At 47.0% G+C, this 24,447-nt stretch carries 19 protein-coding genes; 7 read left to right on the top strand and 12 right to left on the bottom strand.

Annotation, left to right across the window (positions count from 1 at the left end; genetic code table 11):
• Positions 1-42 precede the first annotated feature (42 nt).
• The gene (gene istA, locus OZ401_RS25445) at positions 43-1,566 is read left to right on the top strand and encodes an IS21 family transposase (RefSeq protein ID WP_341467827.1); all 1,524 of its coding nucleotides are present in this window, start codon (positions 43-45) and stop codon (positions 1,564-1,566) included.
• Positions 1,563-2,360 carry an IS21-like element helper ATPase IstB gene (gene istB / locus OZ401_RS25440; protein WP_341467826.1) on the top strand — a complete coding sequence of 266 codons (798 nt, stop codon included), beginning with the start codon at positions 1,563-1,565 and terminating at the stop codon, positions 2,358-2,360. Before istA ends, istB begins: the two co-directional genes overlap by 4 nt.
• A 285-nt stretch (positions 2,361-2,645) precedes the next feature.
• On the opposite strand, the gene OZ401_RS25435 is transcribed toward istB, so the two are convergent.
• From OZ401_RS25435 to OZ401_RS25395, 9 genes are all read right to left on the bottom strand, one after another.
• A complete protein-coding gene (locus tag OZ401_RS25435; RefSeq protein WP_341472208.1) occupies positions 2,646-3,119 on the bottom strand; it encodes a hypothetical protein in 474 nt (157 codons plus the stop codon).
• A gap of 16 nt (positions 3,120-3,135) precedes the next feature.
• Positions 3,136-4,467 carry a radical SAM/SPASM domain-containing protein gene (locus OZ401_RS25430; RefSeq protein WP_341472207.1) on the bottom strand — a complete coding sequence of 444 codons (1,332 nt, stop codon included), beginning with the start codon at positions 4,465-4,467 and terminating at the stop codon, positions 3,136-3,138.
• Between the two features lie 24 nt (positions 4,468-4,491).
• On the bottom strand, positions 4,492-5,760 hold the full coding sequence (locus OZ401_RS25425) for a hypothetical protein (RefSeq protein WP_341472206.1): 1,269 nt from the start codon (positions 5,758-5,760) through the stop codon (positions 4,492-4,494).
• A 76-nt stretch (positions 5,761-5,836) separates the two neighbouring features.
• Complete coding sequence (locus OZ401_RS25420; protein WP_341472205.1) at positions 5,837-7,015, bottom strand: WD40 repeat domain-containing protein; 1,179 nt, start codon at positions 7,013-7,015, stop codon at positions 5,837-5,839.
• Complete coding sequence (locus OZ401_RS25415) at positions 7,002-8,033, bottom strand: radical SAM protein (RefSeq protein WP_341472204.1); 1,032 nt, start codon at positions 8,031-8,033, stop codon at positions 7,002-7,004. Before OZ401_RS25415 ends, OZ401_RS25420 begins: the two co-directional genes overlap by 14 nt.
• Positions 8,026-8,322 (bottom strand): hypothetical protein, encoded by a 297-nt coding sequence (locus OZ401_RS25410; RefSeq protein ID WP_341472203.1) that lies wholly within the window; start codon positions 8,320-8,322, stop codon positions 8,026-8,028. Before OZ401_RS25410 ends, OZ401_RS25415 begins: the two co-directional genes overlap by 8 nt.
• Positions 8,319-9,695 (bottom strand): radical SAM/SPASM domain-containing protein, encoded by a 1,377-nt coding sequence (locus tag OZ401_RS25405; RefSeq protein WP_341472202.1) that lies wholly within the window; start codon positions 9,693-9,695, stop codon positions 8,319-8,321. Before OZ401_RS25405 ends, OZ401_RS25410 begins: the two co-directional genes overlap by 4 nt.
• Positions 9,696-9,887: 192 nt before the next feature.
• Complete coding sequence (locus OZ401_RS25400) at positions 9,888-10,742, bottom strand: hypothetical protein (protein ID WP_341472201.1); 855 nt, start codon at positions 10,740-10,742, stop codon at positions 9,888-9,890.
• 342 nt (positions 10,743-11,084) lie between these two features.
• Positions 11,085-12,953: a hypothetical protein gene (locus OZ401_RS25395; RefSeq protein WP_341472200.1), complete on the bottom strand. Its 1,869-nt coding sequence runs from the start codon at positions 12,951-12,953 to the stop codon at positions 11,085-11,087.
• Between the two features lie 605 nt (positions 12,954-13,558).
• Here OZ401_RS25395 and OZ401_RS25390 point away from each other — a divergent pair.
• Positions 13,559-13,759 (top strand): hypothetical protein, encoded by a 201-nt coding sequence (locus OZ401_RS25390; protein WP_341472199.1) that lies wholly within the window; start codon positions 13,559-13,561, stop codon positions 13,757-13,759.
• Between the two features lie 907 nt (positions 13,760-14,666).
• On the top strand, positions 14,667-15,326 hold the full coding sequence (locus tag OZ401_RS25385) for an SDR family NAD(P)-dependent oxidoreductase (protein ID WP_341472198.1): 660 nt from the start codon (positions 14,667-14,669) through the stop codon (positions 15,324-15,326).
• A 148-nt stretch (positions 15,327-15,474) separates the two neighbouring features.
• Here the strand turns inward: OZ401_RS25385 and OZ401_RS25380 are convergent, their stop codons facing one another.
• The gene (locus OZ401_RS25380; protein ID WP_341472197.1) at positions 15,475-17,103 is read right to left on the bottom strand and encodes a protein kinase domain-containing protein; all 1,629 of its coding nucleotides are present in this window, start codon (positions 17,101-17,103) and stop codon (positions 15,475-15,477) included.
• Between the two features lie 45 nt (positions 17,104-17,148).
• Complete coding sequence (locus OZ401_RS25375; protein WP_341472196.1) at positions 17,149-21,270, bottom strand: DPP IV N-terminal domain-containing protein; 4,122 nt, start codon at positions 21,268-21,270, stop codon at positions 17,149-17,151.
• A gap of 897 nt (positions 21,271-22,167) precedes the next feature.
• Here OZ401_RS25375 and OZ401_RS25370 point away from each other — a divergent pair.
• The 3 genes from OZ401_RS25370 (at position 22,168) to OZ401_RS25360 (ending at position 23,857) form a co-directional block, all read left to right on the top strand.
• Positions 22,168-23,484, top strand: coding sequence for an IS4 family transposase (locus OZ401_RS25370; RefSeq protein WP_341472195.1), 1,317 nt, complete (start codon positions 22,168-22,170; stop codon positions 23,482-23,484).
• Positions 23,485-23,577: 93 nt separating this feature from the next.
• Entirely contained in the window at positions 23,578-23,775 is a 198-nt protein-coding gene (locus tag OZ401_RS25365; protein ID WP_341472194.1) for a hypothetical protein, read from the top strand.
• Positions 23,776-23,782: 7 nt separating this feature from the next.
• Positions 23,783-23,857 carry a LuxR C-terminal-related transcriptional regulator gene (locus OZ401_RS25360; RefSeq protein ID WP_341472281.1) on the top strand — a complete coding sequence of 25 codons (75 nt, stop codon included), beginning with the start codon at positions 23,783-23,785 and terminating at the stop codon, positions 23,855-23,857.
• A gap of 129 nt (positions 23,858-23,986) precedes the next feature.
• Here the strand turns inward: OZ401_RS25360 and OZ401_RS25355 are convergent, their stop codons facing one another.
• Entirely contained in the window at positions 23,987-24,298 is a 312-nt protein-coding gene (locus OZ401_RS25355; RefSeq protein ID WP_341472193.1) for a hypothetical protein, read from the bottom strand.
• Positions 24,299-24,447: the final 149 nt, after the last annotated feature.

Below are 24,447 nucleotides of genomic sequence, written 5' to 3'. Positions count from 1 at the left end.
TATTGGCAAGAAGGGTGAGAAGAGAGGAGCTACGAGAAGGAGATGTTAGAAGTTATGGCCAGAAGCGCAATAAAGTACCACCGGAAACGAGGGGACAACTACAACGTAATTGCGGGCAAAGTGCAACATGATGCCCGTACCGTAAAAAGAGTGCTAAATGAACCTAGCGACAAGGTACAAACCCGCCCCAATCGTGAAAGTAGTGTGGCAGTCTTCAAAGAACAGATTGAAGGCTGGCTAGAACAAAAACTACAAGTGAAAAGAATGCTGGAACTAGCGTGGGAAGATCCCAAACAGCCCTACTGTGGCAGACCCACCGCCTTCTATGACTATGTGCGCAAGCTCAAAAAAGCCAGAGAGAACCAGGCTCATCAGGTACAGATACGTTTTGAGGGCTTACCTGGAGAGTTTTTGCAAATAGACTGGGGTGAAATTCGGGGAGTGCTGTTCAGTAAACAAGATAGTGTACCCCAAACCTTCTACTTTTTCTGTGCCCGGCTGAAATACTCGCGTTTTATGTATGTGAGCTTTCAGAAAGATATGGCCGAAGAAACGCTGGTGCGCTGCCTGGTGGAAGCCCTCAACCGGATGGGGGGAGTACCGTGGGTAATTACCACGGATAATATGAAGACGGTGGTACTGAGGCGAGATGAAAAGAACCAACCAGTGTGGCATCCGGTGTGGCAGAAACTGGCACTAGAATTCGAGTTTCACCCGGAAGCCTGTGCCCCGGCCAGCGGAAACCAGAAAGGTGCCGTAGAAAATTTGGTAAAGTATACCAAAAACAATTTTCTAGCTGGTCGTACATTCTACGATGCGGCGGATCTGGTAAGGCAGTTGGAAGAATGGTTAGGGGTAGTGAATTACGAGCGTACATGCGCAGCGACCGGGGAAATTCCGGGTAGCTTACTGGAAATAGAGCGTAAACACTTCAGCCCATTGCCTGCTAGTGCCCGGGATTACGGTTTATTTACCAGCCTGGTGGTAAACCGGGAAGGGGTAGTCATTTTTGAGACCAACAAATATAGCGTACCGGCGGAACTAATGGGACAAACCCTGACAGCCCGGATACATCGGGAATGGCTGAAGTTATGGCGGGGTACGGAACTGGTGGCACAGCACCCCCGTTGTTATTCCCGAAACCGCCGCTTAGTAATACCGGAACATTACACCCAAGCTTTTGAGATCAAACCCAGAGCCAGAACCATGGTGTGGCGGGATTGGTTGTTAAATTTAGGACCGCAAGTGTACCAGTATGTGGCGGTAATCTGTCGACGGCAAAGAGCCACCATGAGTGAACAAATCCACCAACTATACGCGCTGGCCCAGCAGGTAGGGCTGGAAGAATTCCAGGCGGCGGTGGAATTGGCAACGGAACAACAGCTTTACGGGGCGGAATATCTCAAGGGTTTATTACTCAAGCCAGCGGGTTCAGGCAGTAATGCCGCTACCCTCAAGCCCACTCAACCAGCGGTGGAACGGCTACTCAGTGAATACGAACCACTGGTGGCCAACCGTTTTTCGGCCATACCTGAGGAAAATGAAATAGAAAGGGCGGTGGGATGAATAGTCTGGAACATAAACTCACCAGCCTAAAACTGGGCAGGGTAAAACAGGTATACAGCGATTGGATTGAACGGGCACGCGAAACCGGAATGGATTACGGGGAGTTTTTAGAAGAATTGTTAAGCGAAGAGTTGCTATCTCGTCAGGAGAACCAACTCAAAAAGCGTTTGCACTCAGCCAGTTTCCCTTTTGAAGCCAGCCTGGAACAATTCGATTTCAGTCGCCACCCGGAACTGAAGCGCAGCGTGATTTTACGCTATTTCGACAGCAGTTTTGTAGAAAAAGCTGGGAATTTACTCCTAATCGGGGCAAGTGGGCTTGGGAAAACCCATCTTTCGATTGCAGCCGGAATTAAGATGGTGCAGTTGGGTTACACCGTAAAGTTCATTACGGCTCAACAACTGGCGAACCAAGTGATTGCGGCTAGCACTCGCCAGGAAATAGCCAGGATTTTAGAGCCGCTTTTGAAATGTCAGGTGTTGGTATTAGACGAACTGGGCTATTTACCGATGGACGCACGTGTAGGTCCGGCCTTATATGAGCTGATCAGCGGACGTTACCTCAGAGGTGCTACGATCATTACCAGTAACAAAAGCCTTTCTAACTGGGGCGAACTGATCGAGGGTGGTGATACTGCCTTGATGGTGGCGATTATTGACCGTTTATTGCATCACGGAGAAGTTTTTTATTTAAGAGGTAGCAGTTACCGCACTTTAGGAAAGGAGAGTTACGGCTTAGAGCGTCGGCAACTTCCACCAGAAGAAAAGAAACCGGAAGCGGGAACTGGTTCTTAAAGATTTCAAGAGGCTAAGATTATTTCAGCCTAATAAGAGCTGGTTGAGCGCAAAAGCTTGGCTTTTGTGCGAACGCCAGCGTGCGACAGGCCACTGCCTGGAGCTTTTTCTTAAAAAAGTGGGTTAAATTCAGATGCATTTTTAGCCCGGAATATTAGGTCTTGACAACCGCAATCTACATCAAGTAACCGGGAGCATAGAAAAGCGTGAATCGGTTTTGTTTTTGTCGAAAAATTGGCAGGTTGCAATCCGCAATCAACTCGAAAGGCGGAGACTGCATATTACTCATGGCGTTACATGGGATGCTGGAAGACAAACCCCCTCTAGAACCAGAGCCAGGAAAAGCCCTCGGATGTACGCAAAGCTATGCTTAATATCCCAATCCATTTCCGTGCTAAGTTGCTTGGCTGCTTCTCCCAAAGTTGTCAGACCGTTAAAGAGATTGAAAGCTATTAGCGCCGGAGAATCTTGCGGAAAAAGCTGGACAGCAGCAATCCGACCTGGAGGCAGACAATAGATAAAGCCCTCTGTTACGGAGATTTCACAGCCATCCACTATTGCTGGAGCAAGCCCGGACAATTGCTCGTCCGAATAATTGCCCAATTCTTGCAAATCAAACACAGAACGACCCTTATTTTCTTGGCGGCGGGTTTCTACTCTGGTGACTATTGCCGACCACAACTGGCGGCGGGTTATCCTGAAAGATAACCTAGCTCTGGGAAAGTTCTCATAAGCGTAGGGATTCTCTAATTTATCCATCTTTAATTCCTCTGATCTAACAATTACAGCCGCTTCGGGGTGGTGAATATAAAACTCCGTTTCCATCCGCGATACCCTTGAGTAGCAACTGTTGAGTGATATAGCGATTAAGGTAACAACGCCCTTCCCTAATTTGATGACCTTCTGGTCCGGTACCGAACATGCGGGAGTAACATCCTCCTGCACACGACCAATATATAAAACAATCGCGGCAGGCTTCCCGGCGTTCGGCGATAAGGTTTAACAGGTAACTGCGTGCAGCTTGATCTACAATAACCTCCTCCCCGGCAATCCGTCCTATAGCCGAAAGCTTTGCCATTGGATGAGTAGCATTGGTGACCTCGTAACAAGACACCAGTTCGCCCTCCGCATTTACGATAAGCGCCCCATACGGAGCAGTGCAAAAAGTTCCTGGAGACATCCCAAGACGTGCCCCCGAATAAAACAAAATCCTGTTTGATTGGTTGGCTACCTCAATTGCTTCCAGAAAGGCTTCTGCAAAAGCCAACGCTTCCATCTCATCGGGCTGTCCATGACCGCCTCTCCGAGGATTGAAAGCAGGCTCTACCTGAATTGTTGGACAGCGGGTTTCCTCTACCAAAAATCGGACATCTTCCGGCAGATTGCTCCATGGTTCGGTAGCGGTCATACGGATGCCATAATTGAAGTTGCGACCATCCAATTCTTTAGCGGTGGACATTACTAGAGCCGACGAGTTACCACCACTGGAGAGAGGGCGTTGCCTTCCCTGCGTACTCGACCCGCCGTCTATCGAGAGTGTCAACCCATCTAGATTGGAGGTAATCCAATCGAGTTGGGCGCTCGACCATATTCCATTTGAGGTTAGGCTTATTTTGGCTTTGATTGGCTTTTCGCGTGCATAGGCAGTACATTCCTGAATAGTTTTCCAAGCCAAGGTAGGTTCGCCTCCTCCATGAAACGATACCTCAAATTCCGAGCGACCCATTTCTTGGGCATTCTGGCAAGCGTAATCTATAGCGGTGTAACCTAGCGCCGAAGAAAGGTCTTTCGGGGAAAATTCCCCGGAAGAAGCATAGCAATAAATACAGCGCAATTGACAGCGGTTAGTCATCAACAAAACAGCCGTAGTCGGGTGGAAAACTGTGTCAGAAAAGCTAAGTGTGGGTGGGTCTGGTTTATAAAAATCAATTGCCTCTAAAAACTCCCCTACCTCTTGCTCAGGTAAAACTGGAGCGCCCTTCGACAAAACTGTGGAAAGCTCTGCCATGGCTCGGTTACCGACGAAAGCCAGCCCGGTGAGAGGGCGAAAGATAATATACTTATCCGAGTCGGTGCTTTCGGACATAGGTATAACATATGTTTCCATTAATTAACACTCCATTCACTTCAATTAATTCGGATGCCAGTAATGATAATTTATTGAGCAGTAGCTTTGGCAGGTGCATTGGGCATCACAGGTACAAATCAGGTTGCAGGTGCAATTCGGGTTACAGGAACTGGTGCCTGCCACGCAATTACAGACACAAACTGCCCCCGCCGGAATTGGCGCGCCGCAGGGCTGCGTAAATTCTTTTCCAGAAATCTTGTAAGAAGTCATTTGAGTTGGTTGCACCTTAATAGCGGTATTGCTATTGTTTCCATATCTCCAGAAATGGTAGTGCTGCCCAATATTACCCATCTCTACCTTATAAGGATCGGGGTTGGAAGGCGTGTAGGTTAGAACTCGGCGTTCAAACAATTGCGCCAATACATCCTTTTCCGCTCCTGCCACCACTGCCCTGATCCAATACGGCTCGGTCACCGGATAGCCGAATACGTTAGCAATAGGGTTATCGGTAAAAATCTTCCCTTGCACAAATTTGCTGCCATCCCAGATTCGTCCGACCAGATTTTGGAAATTCTGGAAGGTATCCGGTACATTATGCCCAAGCGTAGCCTCATAGGAACTGATCAAAACACGGGCAGGAGGATTATCTAGAGTGCTTACCTCTCCCGCTTTGTTTATAGCTAGGTTTGCAGGCTGACCGATGAGAGAGGGCGCTATATTGATACCGGGGTTAAAGGTAATGACACTGCGGAAACTGGCATAAGAGGGAGCTACTTTGTTTCCGGTGCCGCTGTTATCGTCGCCTGCCACTTGCACTTGGCAGGGAGTTTTCTGGATAAATAGGGAATTTCCGTCTTGTTGCAACCCCGTCACCAGTTCTTTGGTGAGTAAGCCGTTTGTAACGGTAACGCCGTCATTCGCAAGTTCCATCCGGCTCTTATCAAAATATTGAACCTGTCGCTTTCCTCCGTTAGACTCAACGTAATTTTCCTGGTAAGTTCCGAAGCTGTTTGGTCCCCATGTATAACCGCGCCCCGCCGTAGGATCCAAAATTACCAACCTGTCGCTGTATTCCCATTTTTGCTGGAATTTATCATTGGAAAAGCTGGAAGCATCCAGCAAGGGTAAAAACAGGCTATAGGAGTTTGGCTCTTTAGCTACAGCTTCTTTGCTCTCACCGTTTACTAATGATCCGGTAATACCTACCGTTACTGCCGCTGCCAGAAAATCGCGCCGATTGAACTTGAAGCCCCCTCTCTTTTTGCTTACCGCAAAAACTTGGGGTTTCTCCTCATCATTGGTTTGCTCGGCTTTTTTTGGCTCGTCCTCCATGGTTTCCTCCTTTACAAGCTAATATATTCTTCCCTTTTATCCCGCCTTTGAGAGAGCTGACGAAATATTCAATAGTTTAATTGGGATACCAGTAGTGTGTACCGCTTCCACCGGTACTCATCCCGGTACCAGCCACACAGTTGCAGGTGCAAACTGCTCCGGCAGGAATGGCAGAACCGCAGGGCAAGGTATAGGTTATATCTCCCTGCTTAAAACTAACACCCTTTACGTCAGAAGTATTCGCCGCCAGATCCATCAGCGCGGTCAGGATTTTGCCGTCGGGTATTGACCACAGCTTGATGCTGCCATCATTACTTCCGCTGGCAAGAATCTTCCCGTCCGGGCTGAAAGCTACCGATAAGGCACTATCAGAATCACCAGTGAGGGTCTGCAGCAACTTTCCGCTGCTCACCTCCCACAGATTGATTTCTTTATAACTTCCGCTGGCAAGGGTCTTGCCGTCGGGGCTGAACGCTACCGAATCGACAGCCCCAGAATGCCCTGCGAGAGTGTTGAGCAGTTTGCCGTCGGGTATTGACCACAGCTTGATGCTGCCATCATTACTTCCGCTGGCAAGAATCTTCCCGTCCGGGCTGAAAGCTACTGACAATACAGCTTCAGAATGCCCTGCGAGAGTGTTGAGCAGTTTGCCGTCGGGTATTGACCACAACTTGATGGTTTTATCCCAACTCCCGCTAGCAAGAGTGTTACCATCTGGGCTGATTGCTACCGAATTGACCCCGGAAGAATGACCCGTGAGCGTGTTGAGCAGCTTGCCGTCGGGCAACGACCACAGCTTAATTTCTTTAAAACTTCCGCTGGCAAGAATCTTCCCGTCCGGGCTGTACGCTACCGCATCAGAATTACCAGTGAGGGTGTTGAGCAGCTTGCCTTCGGGCAGCGACCATAGCTTGATAGTTTTATCCAAACTGCCACTGGCAAGGGTGTTACCGTCCGGGCTGATTGCTACTGATCTGACAGAATCGGTGTGTGCCTTTAACGCGGCTAATTGTTGTTGGGTAAGGGTTGACTGCGGGGTGGCGGTTGGCAAGGGGGTGGCAGTTGGCAAAGGTGTTGGAGTGGGCTGCGGGGTGGGGGTATCGCCGCAAGCAACCATAACGCCACTCGCACTTACTGCCCCTGCCGCTGCCAGAAAATCGCGCCGATTGAACTTGAAGCCCTCTCTCTTTTTGCTTACCGCAAAAACTTGGGGTTTCTCCTCCTCAATATCCTTCTCTTCATTATCTTTGGTCATATTCTTCCCCTTCTGTTAACTTGTTATAGCAAGGCATTACAAAACTGATTTTGGCGGGTTGAAAACGACGTAAGGTGGCAGCAAGGCAACCGCCCTGACACTCGCCTTCCAACTTAAACCGACAAGTGGAACATTCCTTATAGATACCAGCCACCCGAAAAGGCTTCACTCGGTCTGACAAAGCGTTTCGCAAGCTAGTTGTGTCTGATCCATCTCCCCATGAAACATGAAACTTACCTCCAGACGGGAAACAGTGCAAAGCTTGCCCGTCCAAACCGATGTCCAGTATTGGGCTACAACGCCACGCCACCGCCGCTCGGGCTTGCCGTAACGTCTCCAGATTAGTCTCTGAAAACATGCAAGGCACAAAACCGCAATCGAACTCAATTCTGACCCCAGCCGTGGCTGCAACCTCAGAAAAGTGAGCGATTTTCTCCCCTACTATCGAATATTGCTTGGGATGTAGGTAATTATTGTCTCCGCCATAAATTGCTTGCGCCAAGCCAAGCCTGATAGCCTTGCGACATTCGGTTTCTGAGATAATCGGCAGCAGATAGTCTAGGCTAAAATCGGTGGTGTAAATGGTAAAACCGGGCATGGCACGAGGACCCAACCGTTTGAGCGTTTTCAGTCGCCATGCTTGTTCCCGCTCGTCCGGTCCGGAAAGATGAGAAGAAGCGTTCATATTAATTAGAATCTGGCATACCTCTTTCGGTAAATTCTCCAGGACGGACAAAGCCACTTCTGGCATAAGCCCATTTGAAAAAACAACCACTTGTTTATTCCGTTCGCGTGCTCGACGAACCAGTTCTGGGAAGTTGGGGTGCAAGGTTGGTTCGCCTCCGATCAACCGAGCTTCTTCAATTCCCGACCGTTCCAGAAAATCGAGCCGCTTATCAAAATCATCCAGCGAAATGTACGGAGGTACAGCTGCCGCTTTAGCTTCCTGCATATGTTCCCCGGCAAAGCAATAAGGACATTTCAAATTACAGACGCGGGTTACCAACAGGTTAGTCATCAAACCCCTCCTGCTTTTGCAGTAAACTAACCCTTTGCCATTTTTCAAGCCATCCGTTCAAGTTGGTAGCCGCCTCTGATTTGGGTAAGTCCAGCAGATTTGCTAAAAGTTCCAACAAATCGGCATAAGAATAGCCTAGGACAAGACAGTTCCAAACTGCCGCTTCTACCCCGCGCAAACTATGGGATTCGTTGCACTGCTCGTTCACAACTAGCACTTCTTCTGAATCCTGAACCCATTGGATGGTTTTCGGACTAATCAAAATTAGTTCACCAACAGCGTTTTTCACTTTTTCGCCTCCTTGAAAAGCCGATCCGAGCTTTGATGCGCGGAAACTGCCAGTGCTTCAGAATCGGACAACCATTCCTCTACCAGTTTTTCTTGCCCGATCTCTCGCAGCAGCAGTGCAATTGTTACGAGACGAGTTTGCACGCATGCAGACTCATACTGACCGGGTAGTCCGGAAGTAGCGTTGGTGATGTGACATCCTCCTGCGCAGTGGTAGCGACAAAAACAATCGGTGCAAAGGGGCTTATTTTGTACCACCAATTGTCGTACCTGTTGCAAAGTATCCCAGTCAAATTCAAAGGATGCCCCGTTGAGTTGCCCCAATTGCATATTCAAACCGCTGCGCTTCCAATCTTCCGGTAACAAGTAGCAGGCATCCACTGTCCCGTCTGGGGAGATTATCAGCGCATCTTTACCAACCGGGCAAAAACTGGCACGGTTGTTTCGCAGGTCAGCAGTTGAAAAAACCGCCTCAATTCCTGATCTCTCAAGGATTTGAGCAGCATTGATAAAATTACGGGCAAATGCCAGTGGTGTGGGAACCTCAAAGCCTGCTTCACGGGATAATGACGATTCTTTCAGGGTCTCGAAACAAACCGCAGAGGGGCGAAATTCCTTTGAGATCCATTGGGCTATTTCCGGCAAGCGCTCTACTGTGTCGCTTGTTACACACGCTCGGATGATAAGCTCAAGCGGGCTTTCGGAAAATATGTGGGCACTACGGGTAACAATGTTAAAAGCATCTTTCCCATTAATGGCGGGACGGTGACAGTTCTGGATGTCTGCCGGACCGTCTAGTGAAAGCACGATCGTATCAAATTGGTTGGCAATCCAACGACAACGAGCTTCATTATATATACCGTTGGTGGCAGCCTCGAAATGAATTTTTATCCCTGCTGCTGCCCCTTGCAAACGGGCATATTCGACCGCGAAATGAACAACCTTTTCGGCATAAAAAGGCTCACCCCCGAAGAAATGGATTTCCGCCCTTTTTTTACCCACTGATGTAAGCAAATCTAAATAAGCATCCACTCCATTCTTGACCATTTGTATATCCATAACCGGACTGGTTTGCTTGGGAGCAGCAAAATCACAATAACGGCAGGCGAGATTACACCCACGTGTAGGGATAATTCCCAAGAATAAAGGATCATCCAATGTACCTGTCCTGGGAACAGGAATCGGTTCACCCTGCAACCGGAGTCTCTCTAACAAAGATTCTACTTCTCCCAAAGCAGGGCTGTCGGTTTGTAACTGCTCTTTAATTTGCCGAAGAGCTTTCAGGTTTACCAGTGCCACTACCCGTTTTAAGGGAGCGTACACCAGATATTTATCCCTGACCGGTATATAAAAGATGTCTTCAAGCTCAACCATTTGTGCCGCCTATTTTTTATTAGCTTTCCAGAGAATTTCGCGACTACCTTCTGCCCCGCATTTTATTTCCTGCGTACCTGTACTAAGGTCGTAATTGATTACTGATGTTTATTTTCGTCCTTTTCGATTGCCTACATCACCACCTCTGCGATATGTTGAATTTGAAACTTGTGCTTTTATAATCTTTATGTTTTATTGCCTAGTTGCGGTCCAGCTAGCGTCAGCTTTACAACTGGCTTCATTGGCTTTAGCTTCTCCGCTCGCTTCTCCTTTTTCTCCGTTAAAAGTACCATTCAAATTGAATGAACCGTTATTACCCATAAAACCGTTAAACGAAAATCTATTACCATTCAGGTAAATATCTGTGAGACCAAAATTTATTTGTCCACAGCCTGAAAGTTTGATAGTCCCCTCGGGAATAATACTTTTTCGTACTACAAAGTTAATCTCTCCACCACTAGATACTTGACCTTTCCAGATACCATCATTTGATGCAAAAGATGTTTTAGAGGCTTTCCAGGTTATCTTTCTTGCACCGGGACAACCGTTCACCTTTTTGTCCATGTTGATTATTAATTCTCCTGAAGCACTCTCAGGTGACTCAAACTTGCCGACAAATTTGTCAGTATAAGTAATTTCCCAAGAGAAGTCAGTACCCTTCAGACTAGTTTTTTCAATGGTGTATGAGGCGCGAAGGGGACTAGAATTAGTGCAGGGTTCTCGTAGTGCAAAATAAACAAACATGTTTTTTTGAACGTTAAAGGCAATCTGAGTTCCGTCTGAAGCAGTGGCGTCCCAGTTACCATCATAGGTTGTTGGAACAGGCGTCGGTGATGGGATTGGGGTGGCGGTCGGTGGTATGGGCGTGGCTGTCGGCACAGGTGTTGCAGTTGGTGGTATGGGCGTGGCTGTTGGCGGCACAGGTGTTGCAGTTGGTGGTATGGGCGTGGCTGTTGGCGGCACAGGTGTTGCAGTCGGTTCGCCACAGGCTACAAGAAGTATCAAAGATAATAGAAGTAAAGGCCCAATCCGCTTTAATTTTTGCATATTAACCCCTTTTTTCTTCTCTTATGTTACATTTTATCTTCTGGATATTTAGCCATCGATAACGCTCTCTGGGCTGTACGAACTTGACCAACAAATACAAATGTTCCAGGCTTTAGAAACATAGCCGACTTATTATCAAGCTCAAAAATCCCAAGTAATGTTTGGCTTCAAACTAAATATACTTGGGAAGTATTAGCCCGACTTTGTTTTAAAGTTGTTTGTAAGCGTGTTTTAAACTCAAACCTCTTTAGAACAAACGTATTTGTTGGACTCGATGCCCTTATAACTCATTCCTCTCTCTTTCCCCACTGAGGAGGTTAGGGGTAAATAGTTACAAATTATTTATGGCTCAAATGGCGAAACCTTTCTAGCTTGCCAGGTTCCCTGTAGAGGGCATGTGGATGTAGAGCTTTGTTTTATACTCCCATTCACCGCGTTCTGATCTTTAAATTGACCAGAGATGGCAAGTTTTCCGTTGTCTCTCACAAAACTATTATTGTTAATACTAGTAGATCCTTTCAGGATATAGGTTACGCCATAGCTATCTAGATTAGGATTACAAAAACTTTGACCAAAAGTAATATCCCCCACTACATTATTCTTGATGCCGAAATATATAACCTTATTTTGGTAGGTTGTACCTATCCAATTGCCATCATAAAGGGAGAAAGGTGTTCGTTTGGCTATCCAGTTACCGCTTGCCGGTCCACAAGTCGAGTCACCACTGAATTGTAAATTGGCTGAAATCTGTCCATTTGCAGTGAAAGCGCCAGTAACTTTAAAAGTTGATCTACTAGTCTTATATTCTATTGAGAAAGCGTTATCAACTATGGGAACTAAAGCAGAGGAAGTAGAAACAGAAGTTGAATTATTCCCACAAGTTACTTTTAAATAGTAGTTGGTGATTATGTCACTATATACAGCCAAGGAAATGGTTATGCCTGACCCTCCCCCATCCCAATAACCATCAAATTTACCTGCAGGAAGGGACAAGCCGACCCTGGTAGCAGTCCAAGTTGTATCGGCACTGCTGGCGCAAGCCCCAGAAACATTATTTATTATAAATTTACCTGTAATGAAACTAGGCGAGCTAAATGTACCACTAAAACTTACGTTATCCATTGCTATCGCAAACCCATCACCCTTAACCAGCATGTCGGTAAAGGATTTTTTCCAAGAGGTGGAACATGGCTGAATACCGAAATTTACAGTGACTGAACTTACTATGTTATTGGTAATACTAAATTGTAATTTCTGACCTTGTGCGGTTACCCCATACCACTGCCCATTAACTTCGTAAGTAGGTGGGGTTGGAGCGGTGTAACGCCACTTATAATAATGCTGCCCGATGTTGCCCATCTCAACTTGGAATTCAGTCGGATTAGACGGAGTGTAAGTCAATACTCGCCTCTCATATAGCTGCACCAGCACATCCTTCTCCTGTCCGGCTACCACCGCTTTCATCCAATAGGCTTCTGAGATTGGATAGCCGAACACATTGGCAGTGGGATTATCCGTGTAGATCTTACCTACCACTACTTGTGAACCATCCCAGATTCGTCCTGTCAGGTTCTGGTAATCCTGGAAAACTTTAGGAACGTTGTGTCCCAAAACCGATTCATAGTAACCAATTTGCACCTGAGCCGGAGGATTATCCAATGTACTTACCACTCCCGCTTTGTTGATACCCAAATTGGCAGGCTGTCCCACTCGATTTGAGGCGGTATTCTCTCCAGGGTTAGTTGTAATTACTTGCTTGAAACTGGCATAGGTAGGGGATAGCGCATTACCACCACTGCTATTGTCATCTCCTGCTACCTGAACTGTGCTAGGTGTTTGTTGGTTGAATTTAGCGTCCCCATCCTGGCGGTTACCCGTCACCAGTTCTTTGGTGAGAAGACCGTTGGTGACAAAACTTCCATCGGGGGACAGTTCCATCCGGCTTTTGTCAAAGTATTGTACTTGGCGTTTACCTCCTGAAGCTTCCTGATAATCCTCCTGTAAGGTTCCGAAGGAATTAGGTCCCCAGGTATAACCTCGTCCTAATCCCGGAATTTCATCAACCGGTTTGTCGCTGTATTGCCACAAGTTTTTGAACTTGTCGTTGGCAAATTGGGGTGCGGCTTGCGTTATCTGGACCACCAAGCCAGAAAAAAGGGTGACTAGCAATAGCACTGCGACTAATAAGCTGGTCTGTTTAGACTTCATCATCTTGATCCTTTCCCGCTAATAAATTCGAAGCCTTTGTTAAATGAGCGCCTGTCATAATTTGATTTTTGCTGATTTTCTGGTCAAATTGATAAGCAATTAGATTAAAACAACCATTTCAACCAGTGCTCTCAGATTCGGTCAAAATGAGGGAATTTACTTCAAACTGGCTCGAAAAAACCAGATTTGGGCTAGATACGAAAGGCTCTCAGATATAAAGAAAAGAGATTAGAAAATTACAGGTTATTGGGTACAAAAACCGATTAAATATTCCAAAACCAAATCTGTATATCTATGGCAAATAGTATGGGATGAAATAATCACTTTTCAGGATAATATATTAATAACGGAATATAAGAGGATAGTTGTGGTTTGACTGAGTGCCGGCAACTGCTTTTTGCCCAACGTTATTCTGTCTTTTTAAATTAGTGGCTTCCTTAATATATTGACTTCCTGATATAAAGTACAGGTAAGGTTTATCGTTTTTCCATTGATGTTGTCAAGAAACCCTTTCTTTTTTCAAAGGTTTATAGTCCCAAATACAAATAAACAAATGACGGACTATCTAACTATCAACAACATTATTTTGTGCATGGTTTGTTTGGAAAATGCAAACAGCAGGCTACAGCTTTATAGCTGTTGATAAATTTAATCATGCAATAGTAAAAATAAAGGTAAAAATGGGAGTAACCGTTCACAAAATTGCTAAAAGAAGGGAAGCTGAGAAAACCTCAGGGTATGGAATGGAAAACTTACGAGTTTCATTCGAACTTTTAGAAAAAGTGCAGCTTGAAATTTGTGTCTATTAGGATCGATCCCGTGTAGCTCTTAAATGCACTGTTTCGAGAAAAAAACCGTCATAAGCCTTTTTTCTTGATCTGTCACTTCTCTTTTAGAATATTCTTGCTATAGATCTTCAGGTTTGGTTTTGGAATCTTCTGGTAGGTTTTGTACTTAACCATCGCTGTATTTTTCAAAAATCTTTTCTGAACATCTATACATTGTCAAAGATGGTTCCGGTGTCTTATCGTAATCGGATTTGAGTCTAATGTACTGATTGCAAGATTATTTAAAATGGGTTGAGCCTGCTCACTATAACGAACAGTCTCAACCCAGATAAAAGAGTTTTTAGAATGAGCGAGGTCAGCCGCTCAATCCATCCTTAAGAATGACGGAAATGAATAAAGACATTTCAAAAGAATGATTTATATTGATAATAAGATTCTACAGTGTGGAGATTGGAGAGGGATTGAAACCAAATGAGACTTTTCTCATCTTGGGAGAGGGTTGTATAACTCCCCGAAACGGTGCACTGCTGCTACAAACCAGTTAATGTTGTGTTTCAAAATATCTTAGAGGTTGTGATAATGACATTATGAAACGACATTTGATACAGGTCAAGGATAGTGTATCAGAAAGTATACTTTTTGAGACACTACGGCTAAGCCGAGGTAGATAGATACCCAAGCCCCGAAGCGACGACCTATTCTCGGTAATGAGAAAATCGAGGTGCTGTACAACAACCCTAACATGTAGCTTAAGTGCGTCGTTTCGGGAGATTTTGCAAAAGCCTCTTTATTCCCCCGAGCCGCTATTCCCGCTAAAAGTCGTTGCTGCCAGGCACCCCCTTGCTTGGCTATCTTCAAAATTAACAGTAAAATAGGTTTACCTACTTATATTTATAAGATTCGTACAATTTGAAAGGCTTATATACAAATGGATAAAGAACTTTGTGTGGTTATCGGTGCAGGCTCAGGTGTCAGCCAAGGTGTCGCCAGACGCTTCGGAAAGGAAGGCTTCCGCATAGCCCTTATCGCTCGCCGTGCTGAGTCTGTTGAGGAGTCAGTTTCAGAACTTGAGAATTTAGGGGTAAAAGCTTTTGGTTTTGTCGCAGACGCCTCCGACTTTAACGCTTTAAAGCAGACCCTAGAGCTTATAAGGCAAAGCCTGGGTGAGACAGCCGTGCTGGTCTACAATGCCGCTGCAATAAAGCAGGGAATTCCTTCCGAGATACCGGTGGAAAGCCTAGTAGAAGATTTCAAAACTAACGTGGCGGGAGCGCTGGTAGCTACGCAGGCGGTAATTCCAAGCATGAGGGCGAAGGGGAAGGGTACAATCCTTTTCACAGGGGGTGGGCTGGCGCTAAGTCCAAACCATCAGGTTGCCTCCCTGTCAGTGGGCAAGGCCGCCCTCAGAAACCTTGCATACTCTCTGGGAGCTGAACTTGAAGTGGAAGGAATCCAAGTGGCTACTGTAACCATTGCTGGTTATGTTACACCTGGAACTCACTTTGACCCTGACCTGATAGCGGAAACATACTGGCAGTTACACACTCAGAAACCAGGTGAGAGGCAAAGAGAAATTGTCTACAAGTAATAATACCAAGTACGCTTGAGTAATGTCCAATGGATTAAGTTTTGTTGCTATTCAGTCAGGGTCAACTTTTTGATGTTTTCAAAGTTTGTACTTACAAATTTGAACCTAACTTCCAAAAATTAGGTGAGTAGTTACGTTGCATCACTTTTTACAGATTCGTTCCTTCAGAATCCTTCCCTAACCCAGCAGTCCAGGCTGCCCGCATCGCTTCAGCCCGGTCAGCTACCTGCAATTTGCTTAATATAATGGAAACCTGGTTCCGCACCGTCTTCGGACTTAAGAACAGGCGGGTGGCAATTTCGGGATTTGAAAGACGTTGCGCCATCAGGGTAAGAATCTCATGTTCCCGCTCGGTCAACTCGGCTAACAAGGGCGATTGGTTGGCTATACTAGGCTTTATCCCCTGGAAATAGGTCATCAATCGCTGGGCGATAGCCGCCCCGAAAAAGGCTTCCCCCTCAGCGATGACCCGAATGGCTCGTAGGGTTTCACCCTGAGCTGCTCCCTTGAGCAAATAACCTTTAGCTCCTGCGCGCATTGCGGCAAACACCGAATCATCATCCTCAAACATTGTAATAATCAGCACTTTAAGTTGCGGATATGTTTGCACCAACCGCCGGGTAGCTTCAATCCCGTTAATTCCTGGCATATTGATGTCCATTAATATTACATCGGGCGCAAAAGTAGCCACCTGATTAAGTACCTCATCGCCACTGGCAACCTCACCGATTACCTCCATATCCGGCACCGAATCTAGCAAAATGTGCAAACCATCCCGAAACAGAGGGTGGTCGTCCGCAATCAAAATTCTTATTTTAGCTGTTGTATCAGTCGAAATTGGCGTATTCTGGGTTAGTTCCCGACTTCGCCTTGCCGGGGTAGTGCTGATGGCGATTGTAGTGGTGTCAATCGTCGGGCGGTTCTCCTTCAGGGTCGTTTCAAAAGCCTGGGCCAACTCCAAAGCCGAACTATAACGCTCCTGGGGGGGTTTAGCCAGGGCTTTTAAGATTACCTCCGAAATCCCATCAGGTATGGAAGGGTCATAATGACGCAGCGGGGTGGGTGGGGTGGTGGTATGCTGCAATACCACCGAGGTGGCTAACCCCACAAAGGGCGGGCGACCTGCCAACATTTCGTAGATCACCACTCCCAAAGCATAAATATCACTGGCAACTATCGCTTCGCCCCGCGCCTGTTCGGGGGACATATAGACCGGGGTGCCAACCGCGAAGCCTTCGGAGGTCAGGTATTCGTCTTGCGCTTTTAAATCCTTAACAATTCCAAAATCGGTAAGTTTAACCTGACCCTGGTCGGATAATAAAATATTGGCGGGTTTCAGATCGCGATGGATTAATCCCTGGTTATGGGCATGGTCAAGGGCGGCGGCTAATTGATTGAGAATTTCCCCGGTGCGCTCCAAACTCAGTTTACCTTCGGCTCTGAGTAAACTTCTGAGGTCAGCTCCATAAGCCCCCTTTGGTACATACTCCATCACGATATAAGGCATATCCTTATGTTGACCTAAATCGTAGACCCGCACGATGTTTGGGTGAAAGAGACGGAGGGCATTGCGGGCTTCTCCCCGGATGAATCGCTCTCGTACCTGGAGATTGGCGGCGTATTCGCCCAGGATAAGTTTGATCGCGCGCTTTTCATCTAGGAGGAGGTGAGTTACCAACCAGACCTCCCCCATTCCGCCTTTACCCAGGAGTTCTTCCAGGCGGTAAGTTGCAGCTAAGATAACACCGGGTTGAAGTTCGGGAGCAGGGTTTGACATTACACCACCTCTTTCAAAAATTATTGTTCAGTTTATTATTCGCGGTTAGTTTAAGGCTTCCTGTACCAATTCCGCTCCCACTTTTAGGGTGGGCAGGTGTAGTTTTACCTGTACAACCGTGCCTCTATCCTGGCCTAGTTGGATAGTGCAACTTCCCCCTAGTTCGCTGGCTCGTTCATACATTGCTCGTAATCCCACCCCTGAACGATGGGCGGGCGAAATGCCCTGACCGTCGTCCATTACTTCGATAAGCAGCGTCTGGTTACGGGTTTCTATCCTGATGACGCACTTAGTGGCTTTGGCATGCCGTACCACATTGGTGATTGCTTCCTGCACTATACGGTAGGCTGCTACCTCAACCGCCGCACTTAGCTCCGGCAGACATTCGGGGGCTTCCACTCCAATCCGTAAGGTTGGGAGTTGTTGCTGGGCGGCTTGCTCTTTGATCGCCAGGATTAAACCCAGTTCGTCCAGGGCGGGTGGTCTTAGACTATAAACCAGTTGTCTTATCTCGGTAATAGTCTGCTGGGTTTGTTGGGAGATATTACTTAACAAGGCATCCACCCGCGCGTTCCCAGGTCCCAGCAGGTTTCGAGCCGCTTCCATTTTGAAAGAGAGGCTGGCGAGGGTTGGACCCAAACCATCGTGCAAATCCCGGCGCAAACGGCGACGCTCTTCTTCTCTGGTCGTTACCAGAAGCTCCCTGGCCTGTTGTAAATCCTGGGCTAAACGCTTCAAGTCCAGGGTTAACTTTACGGCTGAGACCGCTATACCCACCTGATGGGTCAAGTCCTTCAAAAGTCGTTGGTCACTTCGCCCTAGTTTTTCGCCAGCTCTGGCTCTTAAGACCAGGTAGCCCACCGTTTCGGACTGGTAACTCAGGGGAAAGCGGGTCAGGCTGCTGGTCGGACCCGGTGTGCCATAAGCTGCTGCCACTTCACCGGGCTTACTGGTCTCCCCTGACGTTTCTGCTAAGACTAAAGTGCTGGTAGAAGAGTAAGCCAGTTCAATAGCGGCATAGGGAAGTTTGAGAGTTTGGGCAACGGTTTCCACGATGGTGGGGAGAACCTGTTCCGGGGCTAAAGTACCTTCCAACCGTTGACCGAGACGGGCTAGCACTCCATAGGGATCATCTCTTTCCCCATACATATAACGGTTAACGGCTCGTTGTAACTTATGGCGCAGGGGCTGAAACAGCAGGGCAATTACCACCGTCGCCAGCATGGAAATTAGCAAGTTACCCTGAATAGTTTGCTGAAAGAGGGTATTAAGGCCAAGCACCAGGCTTAGATATAGGAGTATCACCGTCAGGGTAAGGGTACCATAGACCAGGGTGCGATTTATCACCAGATCAATGCCCCACAAACGCTGGCGAAAAAGAGCCAGTATGAATGAGGTCACCAGGAAAAAGGAAAACGAATAATTTATCAGGCTACTAAGCGGCCAGTAAAGAGTATCACTCAGGTTAATATTGAAGCCACCACCACCTGGCAGGCCGCTACTATACTTGACTAACCACCAGGCTACGCCGCTGAAAACGAGCCATTTCGTTTGTTGTCGTTCCAGGGGAGTTGAAACCCGACGATAACGGTAAATCTGGGAGACTATAACGCTCAGGACACAAACCCACTCGGTCAAACTAATAGTCCACTGCACCCATTCACCCCAGTCAAGGAGGTCGTTATATATGTAGTAATACAACCTCACCGCAATAAATAGTATTAGAGGCCAGCGTATCCAACGCGGGACAAACCGCCCATTAGGGAAAAGAGCAAAGAGTAGGAGAATAGTTAGTACAAAAAAACCTTCGAGAAAGCGACCAGTATAAAACCAGCCATCAAAGCTATAATTCGGTTTATTGCGATTCAACCAGATTGAGTGGTCAGCACTGTAAATTAGAGGGTAAATATAAGTTACGGAAGAGCCAATTATCAGGGCATAACTGGCAACCAGCCCAATCCACTGGCGGGACAACTTCCAGAATATAACAAAAGCGGTTCCCAGACAGAGGAGGGAAATTAAATTGTCAGCTATAAGACTAAAAGCGATATAAGCCTGTACCGGTATGCCCACATTTTCAAGGGCTTTAGCGGTTTCGGGCGCGATACAATTCGAGCTGTTACAGACCTGATAGTTTTGAAGGTAGTAAGGAATACCTACTAAGCTTACTATGATGGTAAGAGCTACCAGTGCCAGCCAGCCAAACCGCGCCAGCAGGAGTAACCGTCCCTGTAACTCATATGCGGTGGTGGGCTGTGGGGTATGTTCGCGGCTGAGGCTTGAAAACAACCCCAACAACACCATAAGAATTCCCACCAGTCCGGCTATAATTGGTACACCGACTGCCAGTTGGCTTGCCCAGCTTATTCCCCGGCTAAATTGTAAGGTTTGCAGGTATAGCCCGTAGAAAAGAAATGGAACGGCGAAGGCAAACAGGTAGTTGCGCCACTTCCCCTTACGACTCTCGAAAGGTTTGAGCAACCACCGTAAAGCCTCGGTGATTACACCCGCTACTAATGCCACTAACACCAACTCGTAGCGTTCCTGTATGACACTCACCAACACAATGCTGAGAGTCATAACCAGAGTCAATGCCCCCAGAGTCAAAACCCATCGCCGCAACAGAAATAAAAGCAGACCTATCAGAAGGGCGGCCTGAACCGAAAGGCTGCCAATTCCTAAATCACTGGTTTGATATAAGGCCAGAAACTGGCTATATTCCAGGGGAAAGGTCGTAGAGTAGATAATTTTGCTGCCATCAGGCGACCAGCAGGGGATCTGGCTCATCACTCCCACCCCATTTTGGGTCAGGTTAGTAGGTTCGCTGCCATCGGGTTTCATCCGATAAATATCTATTTTTCTCACCTGATATTTACCAGACATAAAGGTGATACTGCTACCATCCGGCGACCACTCAGGATACCAGTTATCGTGCGAGTCGTTGGTGAGGCGGACAAGATTAGTACCATCCCGGTTCATCCGATAAATCTGGAAAGTAACATCCCTATATGAAGAAAATATAATCTGGTTGCCATCTGGTGAAAAAGAGCCAGTTATATCATCCCAGTTGTCGCTGGTTAAGCGGGTTTGCTCGCTGCCATCTGGTCGCATCAGATAAAGATGCTTGTAGTCGCCATCTTTTTGTGAATAAAAAAGTATAGACTGACCATCCGGCGACCAGACCGGCCCCATATCATCACCGGGATTATTGGTCAGGCGCCGCAACTCACTTCCATCAGGTTTAATGGTGTAAATTTCCGCACTGCCCTCTAACCCAGAATTAAACGCAATTGTAGTGCCGTCTGGCGACCATGTAGGCCAGGCATTAGAACCGGGTAAATTGGTAAGTTGTACCCGGTTTGAGCCATCCAGATCCATGATATATAACTGGTCAGTTTTCTTACCGTTTTCCCCGCTCGTAAAAACTATTCGTTTGCCATCGGGAGAAATGCGGGGCAACCAGCTATAGAAAGAATTACTGCTGGTCAGACGGGTCTTAGCACTGCCATCCGGATTCATCAAATAAAGATCAACACCCCAAAGTTGGTCAGTCGGGGTACTGGCGGGATTCTTTTCTATGAAAGGCTGCGAATACCCGCTATAGAAAATCAGTACCGCCAGCAGGAGTCCACCTGAAAGCAGGGCTGGTACCAATTCTCGCCAGCCCGGTCGAGCTACTTGAACCCTGGACAGCACTGCGCGAAAGGGAGTGCTCATAACCAGCAAGCCACTAAAAGCCAACACCAACCGAGGGGGACTGAGCAAAGGGGCAGTGTCGGCATTAGTCCCAAAGGCAAGATACCAGAAGATTTCCCCGAGAATACCCCACCCAAACAATATTACTCCCGGCAATGCCAGGTTATAACCCTTGGGCAAACTTCGCCGCCAGGAGTAACCCACCGAGTGATTCCTGAAAGCTATCGCTAGAAAGAATAGCGCGACTATGAGGTAAACCACGTAAAGCAGTCCGAGCCAGGGGGTGAAGAAAGTATCCTGGGTGGGGGTATGATTACGTACCCAGCCATCGAGATATAATCCGCCGTTTAGGAAAACCGCCAGCCCCAGCCCCAGCCAATCGAACTTATTACCCCCCGCTGGATAGCCAGACAAGCGGGCCTTTTTCCCTGATAACTGCTCAATTTCGGGAGTAGCTTGTGAGGTTAGCATACACTTATCCAGCCTTTCTTTCGGTAGCGTTAAATGGGTAGGGTTTTACACGCTATTTAGTTCTTGTTATAACCGAAATTTTCTTGGGGTATGCGATTTAAGCGTCAAGCTTATCTCTGACTGATGTACTAGGTAGTATACCAGTGTCTTCACCCCCTGAGAAGTCCAACAAATAGTGTCAAAATTTACTGTCCAGGGGTCGGGACGGGGTCAGGTGATGGTAATGTTGCCGAAGTGCGAACGATCCCCTGTGAACTGTCCGGGATATTATTAACAACTGTCGGATTAATTCTCGGTGCGGGAGCTGGAACTGGAGCTGGTGCAGACACCGCCACGGGAGCCGCTGGAGTAGGAGCCGTGTTTATAGTTGGTAGAATTGTAGGGTCATAAGATGTGTTCCAGGTTTTAGTCAAATCCACCACCACAATTAACAAAATTATAATGGAAGCCAGCACACTCACCAACCAAAATATTTTGATAGCCGGGTTGTAACGGGTGTTTCGGTTATGATTTTGGTTGGTGCCTTTTGTAATATTCCGATTTCGTAACATAGTTGCCATTTTATTTACCTCCATCGCTAAAGTTATATCGTTACTTCTGCTTTAAGTATAGTAATTTCGATATCCCTATGTCTTGAGGCAGTGTCCCGGTATTGTCCCGACTCTTGTCCCGTATTTATGAGTAGATCCAATCCAGGAATTAACTAGAGTTACACAGAGGCGGAAGTGAATTAGTCGGCTGGTGTTGTACCCCAACAAGCAGCTCCATTAATAGAGGGTGCTAAAACCAGTGCCCCATGGTCGTCAATTTAAAAAGAATGGGAAGTAGACAAAAGAAAGTACCTGTGGCAAAGATTTAATTGCCAAAAAAAACCTTAAGCCAAACACAGGTACTTTCATGGAAAAGCTTAAACAAATAGCGGGGAATTTGCAAGCCCTATTTAATGAAACAGCGCAACATCTGGCAGTGGAGACGGGTTTTCGACAACGCCGTTCAAAACTGGATGGCGCCACATTCGCCAAAGCGCTAATCGGAGGCTGGCTGTCCAATCCTGAGGCAAGTCGGAGTGAACTGGCACAAATAGCCAAGGTTAGCAAACAAGCGCTTGACCAGAGTTTTACAAGCCAAGCGGCAAGTTATTTACAGGCTTTGTTAGGTTGGTGTGTAGAAAAAATGCTAGGGCAGGAACCAGCGAGTTTGAGCCTACTGCAACGCTTCAAAGGGGTGTATGTACTGGATAGTTCGACTATCAGTTTACCGCCAACCTTGAGCGCCCATTGGCAAGGGTGTGGGAAAGAGGGTAGTCAAAGTGAGGCTGGTCTGAAACTGCACGTGGGTTTGGAACTGCTAAGCGGGGCGCTACTGGGACCGGAATTAAGTCCAGCCCGTCTGCACGATCGGCAAGGACCGCATCAAAAGCTAAGTTTACCAGCGGGGGCGCTACGGATAACCGATTTAGGCTATTTCAAATTGGGACGATTGAAAGAATTAGAAGCGCAAGCGGTATTGTACCTAACCAAAGCTCAAACCGGACTACAAGTGTACGGGGCGCACCAACAACCCTTAGCTTTGAGTAAATGGTTGGGACAGCAGTCACAAAAGCTGATAGATAGGGTAGTAGAGGTGGGGGTAAAAGAACGTTTGCGCTGTCGGTTAGTGGCATGGCAAGTACCTTCTGGAGTAGTACAAACTCGTCAGCAGGCTTTCAAGGAGTTGGCACGCAAGCAGCAGCGTCCGGTCAGCGCCGAACGTCAAGCCTTAAGCTACTGGAGTGTGTATCTAACCAATCTATCGCAGGAGCAGGCTAGTCCCGCAGAAGTGGCAGTATTGTATCGGTTACGCTGGCAGATTGAACTTCTTTTCAAATTGTGGAAAAGTGGGGGTGGATTGGAACGCTGGCATAGCCACAAGCCTTGGGCGATATTATGCGAAATATATGCCAAACTGATTGGGCAAATTATTCAGCACTGGTTAGTGCTGGCAGGGGTATGGCAAGAAGCGGAACGCAGTCTCATCAAGGCTAGTCGTATTGTGCGAGCACACGCCCGCAGCTTACTGTTTCGTATTGATAATCCGCCCCACTTACTGCAAGAATTGATTTATATTTGTGCTAGTATGCAAAAAGGCTGTCGTTTGGATAGGAAAAAATCCAAACCCTCCAGTTTTCAGCTGCTTAATAGTCCTCCTATTTTGCTTCCGCAGCTCTTAAATTGACGACCATGGGGTGCTAAAACCAGTGCCCGTATGCTTGGCATCTCAAATAAATGGCATGAGAAAATTTTTCTTGAATGTTGCCAAAAAAAGGGTATGATGACCGCAACCGAAGAACCAATTGTTAAGGAACTTAAAGAGATATTAGGCGAAGAGGGTTATGCCCGTGAGTACACTACAGGTACAAAATTCACCTCCGAAAATGCTATAAAGCTGACTCAGCGGCTACTCCATCCAGAAGCTGAACCAGAAACCAAGCCCACTAACTTACCCAAAAGCTCTTACCGAACGTGAGGTAGCGGTGTTAAGGCTAGTAGCTACCGGACTATCCAACCCCGAAATTGCGGAAAAAATGGTAATCAGCCACTGCACGTAGAAGCACATTTGCGCTCTATCTTTGCCAAAATTGAAGTCACTTCTCGTTCTGCTGCCACTCGCTACGCGGTTGAACATAACCTCATCTAAATCAACTACTAGCCTGATTTCAATACCTCGGTAACCTCACCTACCTGCACCTAACCTGCGAATGGTGCGGTGTATAGGTGACTTCACCGATGCCTGCTTTGGTTTGCCCCACTAAACTAATCCCATCGACTTCAAAAACGAGTAATTCCAATAGCAGAGGTAGCAAAATATTGAATTCTGAGAATAATGCTTCCCGCACAAATAGTAATAAATAGAACAGGATTGAGGTAAAACCTCTGGGACGGGTTAAAAAACTGGCAAAGGTTGTGACTTCGATTGGAAAAAATTTTGTAGCGGTTACTGCGATTATGCCTGCACGACCTTCTTCCACGATAAACAGGGTGTCGCCCATTCTACCTTTTATTGGTTTTAGCTGATAGGACTGGATCTACTCATAAAATCAGGACAACAGTCGGGACAATACTGGGACATTGCCTCAAGACAGTAGGACAGCCCGTTTACTATACTTCAAACAGAGTTCCAAAACTAACAGCCAAAACT

The organism is Candidatus Chlorohelix allophototropha, assembly GCF_030389965.1.
Taxonomy (GTDB): domain Bacteria; phylum Chloroflexota; class Chloroflexia; order Chloroheliales; family Chloroheliaceae; genus Chlorohelix; species Chlorohelix allophototropha.
The sequence above is the reverse complement of the archived record's forward strand: the minus strand, read 5'-3'. Positions and strand labels throughout refer to the sequence as shown.